The organism is Nocardia sp. NPDC059154 (assembly GCF_042755705.1).
Classification (GTDB): Bacteria; Actinomycetota; Actinomycetes; order Mycobacteriales; family Mycobacteriaceae; genus Nocardia.
Genome location: NZ_JBHZCS010000093.1, coordinates 24,610 through 33,984 on the forward strand (window position 1 = coordinate 24,610; position 9,375 = coordinate 33,984).

General features: G+C 62.6%; 5 protein-coding genes and 1 pseudogene. 4 read left to right on the plus strand and 2 right to left on the minus strand.

The annotated features are described in order from the left end of the window. Positions 1-161 precede the first annotated feature (161 nt). Positions 162-1,109, minus strand: coding sequence for a reverse transcriptase N-terminal domain-containing protein (locus ACFXN1_RS45770; protein ID WP_379463966.1), 948 nt, complete (start codon positions 1,107-1,109; stop codon positions 162-164). An 860-nt stretch (positions 1,110-1,969) separates the two neighbouring features. Beyond that, positions 1,970-2,977, minus strand: coding sequence for a transposase (locus ACFXN1_RS45775; RefSeq protein ID WP_379442698.1), 1,008 nt, complete (start codon positions 2,975-2,977; stop codon positions 1,970-1,972). Positions 2,978-3,784: 807 nt separating this feature from the next. Here ACFXN1_RS45775 and ACFXN1_RS45780 point away from each other — a divergent pair. The 4 genes and pseudogenes from ACFXN1_RS45780 to ACFXN1_RS45795 all read left to right on the plus strand — a co-directional run. Next, positions 3,785-4,483 carry a hypothetical protein gene (locus ACFXN1_RS45780; protein ID WP_379442696.1) on the plus strand — a complete coding sequence of 233 codons (699 nt, stop codon included), beginning with the start codon at positions 3,785-3,787 and terminating at the stop codon, positions 4,481-4,483. A 1,335-nt stretch (positions 4,484-5,818) separates the two neighbouring features. Then, positions 5,819-6,766 carry a LysR substrate-binding domain-containing protein gene (locus tag ACFXN1_RS45785; protein WP_379442728.1) on the plus strand — a complete coding sequence of 316 codons (948 nt, stop codon included), beginning with the start codon at positions 5,819-5,821 and terminating at the stop codon, positions 6,764-6,766. Between the two features lie 323 nt (positions 6,767-7,089). Continuing rightward, positions 7,090-8,613, plus strand: a complete 1,524-nt coding sequence (locus tag ACFXN1_RS45790) for an ISL3 family transposase (protein ID WP_379463968.1) — start codon at positions 7,090-7,092, stop codon at positions 8,611-8,613. A gap of 250 nt (positions 8,614-8,863) precedes the next feature. Then, positions 8,864-9,146 (plus strand): annotated as a pseudogene (locus tag ACFXN1_RS45795) (IS630 family transposase); the annotation flags it as partial. Between the last annotated feature and the right edge of the window lie 229 nt (positions 9,147-9,375).

Here is a 9,375-nt window from a genome sequence, read left to right on the forward strand (position 1 = left end):
AACTCGGCCACCAGCACATCCACCGACCCCTTGGCACCCATGCGATCTCTCCCGTCTCGAGTGGTTTGCTTTCCTGCAACCACTCGAAACCCACCACCACCCCGATCACAAGGGGCGGGGTTATGCCGACCAGACCAGCCCGGCAACCCCACCGACCAGCATCACCACCCCGTGGTCGGCATAACCCACCGGTCCCCATAAGCCGACTTATGCCGACGTCGGCATAAGTCTGCATACCTCACCACGATGGGGCTGCCCGCCAGAACACTTCCGGCGTGTCTGCCGGTTGTGCAATAACGGACCCCGGCGGCCTGTTCCATACCGTGCAAGGCCACATTCAACAGCACGGGACTGATCACACCTCCCTGAGGAACACCTTCCTCGGTCGGCGTGAACCAACCTTTGTCGACCACACCCGATTTGAGCCATTGCTCGACCAATTTCCTTGCGGGAAACGAACCGAGGCTGGCTATTACATGGCGATGGTCGATTCGGTCGAATGCCGCCGCCAAATCTGCGTCGAGAACCCACAACCGCTTGGCGTTAACACCTTTCGCGGTCAGGAAGATGGCCTCGATCGCATCGTGACAGCCGCGACCCGGCCGAAATCCATACGACTTCGGTTCGAATCGCGCTTCCCACTCCGGTTCCAACGCCGTCGCCGTCAAAGCCTGAAGACATCTGTCGGCGATCACAGGAATACCGAGCGGACGCCGCTTTCCGTTGGCCTTCGGTATATACACCCGCCTGACAGGCCGGGGCATCCACGACTTCGAATGCTTTTGCACCCAATCGGCCAACTCAGCCTTGTCCGGAGACTCCAGCACTACTTTGCCGTCGACGCCCGGTGTCAAGCGACCAGCATTGATCTCCGTGACCCGCCGCACGCTCAACAGCGTGTTGGCGCGAGACCGGAGCATCAACTTCTGCAAATTACGGACCTTCGCCAGATCCCCTGCCTTCGACGCCGCGAAGATGCGCTGCCGCAACCGCTCTACATCGCCTTCGACTCGCCGCCAATCGATCGACTGCCAGTCCACAGGCGTGTCTTCGGGTCCGTTCGTCACCTCGCCACCGTCCACGACCACCGCCGCGTCGAGCACCGTCATAACGTCCAACTTGTCCCTCAGTTCCAGCTTCATCGGTCATCGGATCTCCGCAGGCTCACCCGATCCCCGTGGGCACCCTTTCAGGTCCGGGTAACAACCCGTATCCGGCCAGTTATGCGCGACCAGCGGCGGAGGGCCGCTCACGGTCTCGGTTTCCTGTTGCCTTTCGGCCACCGGCGTTCGCTTTTGGGATCGTCCTGCTCCCGCTGGGGATTTGGGCCTTCCTCACGGTCGGCTTACCGGACACAATTGCTATCCGGACCCCATCGGGGTTGTCACGTTCTGCACGAGCGAGATACGACCGGGTTGGGCGCCCCCTGCACCCCGGGACGATGGTGTTCTTCCAGCCGACCGGACGTAGCCGACTGGCGTCTGCCGCTTCTCAACGGCCAGTCCTTGACCCCTGCATTGCATTCCATCCGCGGGGTTGGAAGTGACGGGGCATCATCGGGGGTTCACTCACGTTCGCCCGGCCGGTCTTCCTCTTCACCTGTAACACCCGGATGGAGCGGGCATCCTTGGGCTTGATCACCTGAGCTTCGCACCCCACCGTCACCAGCGGCGCACGTCAGGCTGAGGACAGGACCTCGAACACTGCCCTGGGGCTACACCTTCGACATCAGCCGAACCTCCAAACAGCTCACCCACTCAACTCGTGCAACATCGTGTCGCAACGTCCGGCCTTCCCCTCGCCCGTCGCCCCTGGGTGGAACAGGGACGCTTCGGCTTCACCCTGGGCTTCGCACCCCGCGGTCACCCACGACGCATGCCAGGGCGGGGACGGTCCCACAGACACTGGACCGGATCACGTCCTCGTCGAACGACCTCCAATCAAACGCGATCACTCACAATGTGCGACCTCACGTCGCACGGCTGTCCCCAGCTTCGGGCCCCCTGCTGCGACAGGAAACCCCGCACGGTCTCACACCGCGCCCGGTAAAGCAGCGCCTCGTGGCGCACAGTCCGCCTCGAAGATCGGTTCCAGCACCAGCTTCAGGGACGCTTGGACCACCCAGTCGGCCATGGTCGGAATGCTGACCGAGGACCACGATCCGATCGTCGGACCGCGAGATCAATACTCGCCCAATGAGGCAACGGATTATCTCCGGTTTGGTCTTGCCTTCTGCTGTGCGACGGGCGACGTAGGCCCTGGTCCGCTGGTCGTAACGCAGGCGCACGATCACCGCGACGTGTAGGGCCTGGTTGGCTTGCCGGTCACCGCCGCGGTGGAGGCGATGTCGGACGGTCTTGCCGGAACAGGCGGGGATCGGGGCGACGCTGCGGAGGCGGGCGAACGCGGCTTCGCTGATCAGGCGGTCGGGATTGTCGCCGATCGAAATCACCAGTGCGGCAGCGGTATCCGGTCCCAGCGCGAACATGTTCAGAGTGTGCGGGGCAACTTGTTCGAGCAACGTGTGCAGGTGACGTTCGAGCTGGCTGGCCTGATCCTGGGCTTCGCGGACCCAGCAGCGAGCGAACGCCGCGCCAGGTTGGTCGCCTGCACCGGATCGGCGAAACGGGCAGGATCGGGACGAAACGCGGCGCAGGTGGCCACCACCTTCGCACGTGATCAGGCCGCGCAGCGTGTTCATTGACGCGGTCGTGGCCTTGACCGCGTTGTGTCGGGCGACGTGCAGCGCGCGAACGGCTTCGATCGCGCCGTTGCGCAGTTTTGGTGCAGTGACGCCGGATCCGTCCAGCAGCCGGCGGGCTGCGGCGTAGGCGTCGATGGTGTCGGTCTTTCCCTGGGTGCGACGAAGTCGCCGGTTCGGGCGCGGCACCTCGGCAATATCATGGCCGCGGGCGTGCAGGTGGCGGGCAAGTTCGGCCCCGTAAGACCCGATGCCCTCGATGCCGACCTCCGCCACCTGACATCGCCGATCTGCGTCGCCGGGTCCAATCCGTCTGCCGATTTTGGAGCCGACGGCAAGTCGCGGACGGGTTCAGCGTGCTGATAACCGGTACGACCTTGTCATACCGGCAAAAAAACTGCGCGACAAGCGATCCGCGACGGCGACGGGCTGTGTGCGGGCGACATCTGGGCCACTGTTGACTGAGGCGCATCGGTCTGGAGTGCTGATCTTGGTTGACTTGTGCGTTAGGAAGCCGCTTCGGCACCGAGTGCGGATCCCGCATACACCATCGTCGGTCCGATTCCAATCTGGAATCGCTGGTTTCCGATACGGCCTTGGACAATATCGTGGTCGTGAGCTTAATGTGACGTAACCCACTGGAAATAACACGCGTTAAGGCGACCGCCAGGGGATTGACCGAATCCTTTCGGTCAATGAACAAAACAAGCGCGGCCACGCACAGTCGGCGCCGATCGTTGAGGCAACAAGAAATGAGACGCACTTCCAGAGAGCTTTGATGAGCATCATCGACCGGTCACCACACTTGTCGATTCTATTTAGCCCCGGCGAAGCTGGTGCTGATCTCCAAGCAGTGGTGGAGGCCGATGCGCCGCCGTCGGCTTAGGTCAACAGAAAGAGCGCGCGTACTGCACTCGTCCGCGAAAACGTTCTGCATGGCTCTCATTAGGGAATAGCGCGAAAGAAGAAAGGGCATGGCCAGGAAACGATTTGCGCAAGGCATACCAGATGAAGGGTCCCCTTGCTGTTTCGAATATGCATGTTCAGGGCTACGGCTGGCAAGCAAGTAAGAAGGTTTGAGCAATGAAGAAAGCTATTGTTAGCGCAACGTTGGCGGCGGCCATGCTGTCGGCCCCTGCCGGGGTAGCGGCCGCTCAGCCGACAACCCCGCAAGAGGCTGTAAACTACAAGGCCACTACCACGCCGACGTCAACCATCATCTCAACAGATGCGGGTTCGTTGGTCAATGACCAGGGCGTGTTCAAGATCAAAGCGGCGGATGGGACGGTGCTGGGCGGCACGGAGTTGTCGTTCCGTGTCGATGATTTCGTGTTCCCGATCGCCGCGGATATCCATGATCGGACCGCGACGCTGACCCCGCAGTTCGATGTGGCGCATGCGGTGTACAAGCCGGTGGCGTTGCCGTACGAGGACACCGCACCCTGGAAGACGCCTTACGACCGTGAGCAGGCGGCCTGGAACCGTATGGCCTCCACCGTCAGCACGGGTGCCACGATCGGCACCTTCGTCGGTGGCGTTGCCGGTGGTGCGGTCGGCTGTGTGCTCGGGGGTATCGCTGGGGCGACGGTCGCTTCGGCGACCATCGTCGGGTTGTTCGGGCCGTTCATTCCCGCTGCGGCTATCGGTTGCCTGGGCGGGATCGTCGCTGTGGGTGCGTTGGGCACCCTGGCGGGGCAGCTGTTGGTGACCGCTCCGGTGGCGATCCTGGCGGCAGTGCAGTACTTCACCACCATCAACCAGCCGTTCAATCCATCTAAGTAGGTAGCGACGCCTCAGCGGATAGCCTCGCTGAAGCCGGACAGTGTTGTCCGACCGAACTCTTCGATCGGCAACACTGTCCGCCTCGGTCCTCGCATGTGCTGCAATCGGTTGACCATCGCATGGTTTCGAACGATGTAATACCGGGGACCAGTATGGTCCCAGCCGGAAGGACGAGTCCGCCTGCTGTCTTGCACAAAAATTCCATATCCATTGCATTCCATTCGGACACCACCTCCGAATCGCTCGGCAGTTGGGCCCGGCCTTCATCAAGGACGGCGTTGTCATCGCGGATCTTCGGCGGCGGGCTTGGATTTTTCCTGTGCGCACTCTGATGCACCCAGCCTCCGGATTGAAGTGTCGTGAGGTGGCCAAGATGAGGCGCTCATCCGACTAACTGCCTCCAAGCCGTCCTGAGGTGAGTTGGTGATGAAAAGTCAAAACGAGCGCAGTAACGGAACCGAACTTGGGGCGGTGATGTTCATGCTCGAATACGGCTGGCTTGCAGCGCTTTCGACTACCGCATCAGCCCGCCGCGGACATGGCACTGATCGACGACTCGCGCAAAAGACGCTGGTGCCTAATAGAACTGGTTGTCGGCACGAGTGAGCAATGCGAATAGCTACGGACTCGTAGGATGGCCTCCAGTGTGCACTGACTAGTTATGGATAACGGCCGGAGGAATAGTTTCTCGCACGGCATCCGCAATGTCGCCGACCCTGCCGAGAATGAGCGCCACCTTAGGTGCCGGAATGTAACCAGACAGGAATTAGTGAATGCAATACCAAAGCTGCAATACGTGTGGGGAGCGCCTAACGCCAGCATCGGCGAAACGTCACCAAGAGATCCATGGCAGGTACGCCACCACTCGCACGAACCGAATGACACCCGCAGACTGGAATGCCGTCGCAAGCTGGTTAAACCCCCAGGGCCATTACCCGCGAGGCCACATCGGGTCAGAATAGCCACACAGCGCCAATCTTCACCCCGTTACGCTGATCCGGCTGGCCGGAGTCCTGATGGCGCCCGAGTCATGGCTGCCAGCGCGCACTTGAGTGCATGTTCGATCTCCGAGAAGGAGCTGTCGCTGCGCGTGGGCGCCGCACTACCGTCACCGATTTTCGACATTCCACCGCGGCGTCATTCTCTCAATGAATTATTGTAATCCTCAGTCCGATTGTTCCATAGCCCATACTCGTCCATCTCGGCAATAGCGATGACTGCTGGCTTCCATAAGTCAGAAGAGGGCGAACAGGCGGTCTGGAGAAAATCCTGAAAGGATTTTAACCAATAATTCTCATTGCGGATTCTGATGAATTGGGTAAGGATGGACGAGTGATGTTTGCCCCCGGACAGGTGCGTACCTTCCTGGCCGTCGCGCAGACGCTGAGTTTCACCCAGGCTGCGGCGTCGTTGGGGATGGGACAACCGACGGTGAGTCAGCACATCCGCAAGCTTGAGCAGGCAGTGGGACGGCCATTGTTGATTCGCGACACTCGGACCGTAAGATTGACGGTGGACGGAGAAGCCATGGTCGGGTTCGCTCGGTCGATTCTGAGCGCCAATACCGCCGCTGCCGACTATTTCACCGGCGCCGGGGTACGCGGGCGGCTGCGGTTCGGTGTCACCGACGATCTCGCGCTGACACGCGTGCCCAATATCTTGCGGGATTTCCGCCACCTCAACCCTGGAATAACCCTGGATTTGACGGTTTCGCAGGGGGCGCACTTGGAACGTCGTGTCGAGTCCGGCCACGTCGACATCGCGTTTCTGAAAACGACCGCTGGAGAGGGCCGCGGTCGGCTTGTCCGTCGGGATCGGCTGGTATGGGCAGCCGCCGAAGGAACCGGGCCGTGGGGGAATGACGACCGGCCGGTGCCGTTGATCGTGTGGCAGGCACCGAGCCCGAGTCGCGCGTTGGCTGTGCGGGCACTGGAAGAGGCCGGCATCCGATACCGGGTAGTGTGCACCGCGCGTGGTGTCAATGCTGTGCTCGCCGCGACCCGCGCCGGGCTGGGTGTCGCGATTTTCACACGGAGTTTGCTGCCCCACGACCTGATCGAATTGTCGAGCAGCACAGGACTACCCGAGCTTGGCGAACTCGATCTCGTGCTACTGACCAACCCCCGCGCCCCCGCCGAGCCGGTGGAAGCGCTGACCACAACAATTCTCGCCCACAGCAACCCGATTCGTCCCATCCATGACCCGACGGGCGTTACTGGTCGCCAACAATTGCCCGGATCAGAAACATCCGGAAAGGACGGCACAGTACCGCGCCATCGCTAGTGCAAGCGCCGCCTTCGTCAGCACAAGCGGCACACGGTCTCGTGACCGTGGTAGCTGTGGGATGGTCATGTTCGCTTCTACCGCAGAACCTGATGTACGACGAGGCCGTGTTCGCGGGCTGGACACGAGGTTGCGGGTGTGTTGACGTCCTTGTCAACGGACATCGGGACCTGGCTCTGGAGCAAATTTGATGATCCGTGCGTGTCGATCACGCTGGGGCGCAGGGCAATCGCCTATAGACGCGGTTCGTGGTGTTGGATGATGTCGCGAGAACCCTTGTGAGCCTGCTGTTTCCACATCTTGCGGGGATTCGCATCGATGATGTGTCGGCAACGAGCAACCGGATTGAGTTCGACGCGTCGACCTGTCGTCCGTCGGCCGACTGCACGCAGTGCGGGTGCCGCTCGTCGACGGTGCACAGCCGCTACCAGCGCAGGATCGCAGATTTGGCCGTGGCTGGTCGAGAAGTGGTGATCCGGCTGATGGTGCGCCGGTTCCGGTGCCCGGATTCGCAATGCGAGCGCAGGATCTTCTCCGAGCAGGTCAGCGAGCTGGTCGCCCGGTATCAGCGACGCAGCCCATTGGTGACCGAACTGCTGACTCGGATCGGCCTGGCGTTGGGCGGCCGACCCGGTGCGCGAATGACACAGCAACTCTCCGTGGAGGTTTCACGGTCGACACTGTTGCGGCTGGTGCGGGCGGTCCCGCTGCATTCGACCGGCACGCTGGTGGAGATCGGGGTCGACGACTTCGCCATCCGCCGCGGCCACAATTATGGCAGCGTGGTGATCGACATGCTCACCCATCGCCCGGTCGACCTGCTGCCCGACCGCACCTCCGACACCTTCGCGGCCTGGCTGGCCAACCACCCGAATATCCGCATTGTGTGTCGTGACCGCGGCGGCCCGTATGCCGACGGCGCCCGGCGTGGTGCCCCGAACGCGATCCAGATCGCGGATCGCTGGCATCTGCTCCACAACCTGACTGCCGCAGTCGACAAAGTCGTTCGCGCGCACCGTAAATGCTTACGCGAGCACGACGAGCATACGGCGGTCGGGCAACCGGCACCATCGGTTCGCACCGATGGACAAGCCTCGGGCCGGCGGGCGGAGGCGACCCGGAAACGGCACGCTGAGATTCATGCGCTGATCGCCAAGGGCGTCGGCCCGACCGCGATCAGCAAGGCACTGCACCTGGATGGCAAGACCGTCCGCCGTTACGCTCTGGCCGCCACTCCCGAACTCCTGCTCACCACGGTCGTCCGCCGAGGCAGCTCACTCGATGAACACGTCCCCTACCTCGCGGCTCGGTGGGAGGAAGGATGCCGCAATGCCCGCATCCTGTTTCGCGAGGTACGTGACCGCGGTTACCGGGGCAGCGAGCGGTCGGTGCGGCGGCTGATACACACCTGGCGAGAAGCGATGGGTCCGGCCACGGTGCTGACCGCGCCGCCGCCGATCACGCCGCGCCAGTTCACCGGGTGGCTGATGAGGCCCCGGCACAAGCTCACCACGGACGAGATCACCGACCTGCAGCGGATTCTCGACCGCTGCGCCACCCTGCGCGAGCTCGAACGGCTCGTCACCGGCTTCGCCGACATGCTCCGCCACCGCCACGGACACCTGCTCGACGCGTGGATCGCCGAGGCCGCGGCGAGTGATCTCGCGCCGCTGCGCAGTTTCGCTGCCGGGCTGGTCAAGGACTACGACGCCGTCCGCAACGGACTGACCCTCCCGCAGAGCTCCGGCGCTGTCGAAGGCACCGTGACACGCATTAAATCCCTCAAGCGCAGCATGTTTGGTCGCGCCAACTTCGACCTGCTTCGCCAGCGAGTACTCGCACGATGAGCGGAGTCACCCAATTTGCTCCAGAGCCATTATCACGTGTCCGCTAGCAGTCCTAAATCGGTAAGCAATATCTAGGAAGTCGGCCACTTCGCTTGAACCGCCATCACAGATCAGCCAGCCTGCACTCGTGTCGTAGCTCGATATCAGCGCTGACAACAAGTTCCCGCAGTCCTCACCGCCGACCCGCCGTTCCTGGACAGCTGCTCCGCGAAAGCACCAATCCGGGGGCGCGCTGGGTGTTTCCGCACCGACGGTGGCCAAATGGCGCGACCGGCTCATCGAACGCGGTGGCCGGTCCGGCCGACGAGCCACGGCCAGACCAGCCACCGTCGATCGTGGCCTTGGCACTGGAGCAGACCCCGGCCGGTGCCACGCACTGGTCGCGGACATCGATGGCCGAGCGCACCGGACTGTCGCACTCGACCATCGGACCGATCTGGCACCGGTTCGAACTGAAGCCGCACCGGACCGACGGGTTCAAGATCTCCACCGACCCGCTGTTCGTGGAGAAAGTGGTGGATGTCTTTGGCCTGTAAGACAATCCGCCTGCGGTGGTGTTGTGTGTGGACGAGAAGTCGCGTGCGCCACGAGGCGCTGATGTTGGCCGTGCGGGAGGTGGTGCCCGCCGCCGGTCATCGCAGTGATCGGTTGAAGCTGGAGGCAGGTCGAGCCCTGGGTTGAGGGTGAGGCTGGGAGCAGCCTCGACAATGTAGGGGCGGGCCGGAACCACCGGACGGCTCGTGCTCGCTAGCGAGGACAGGA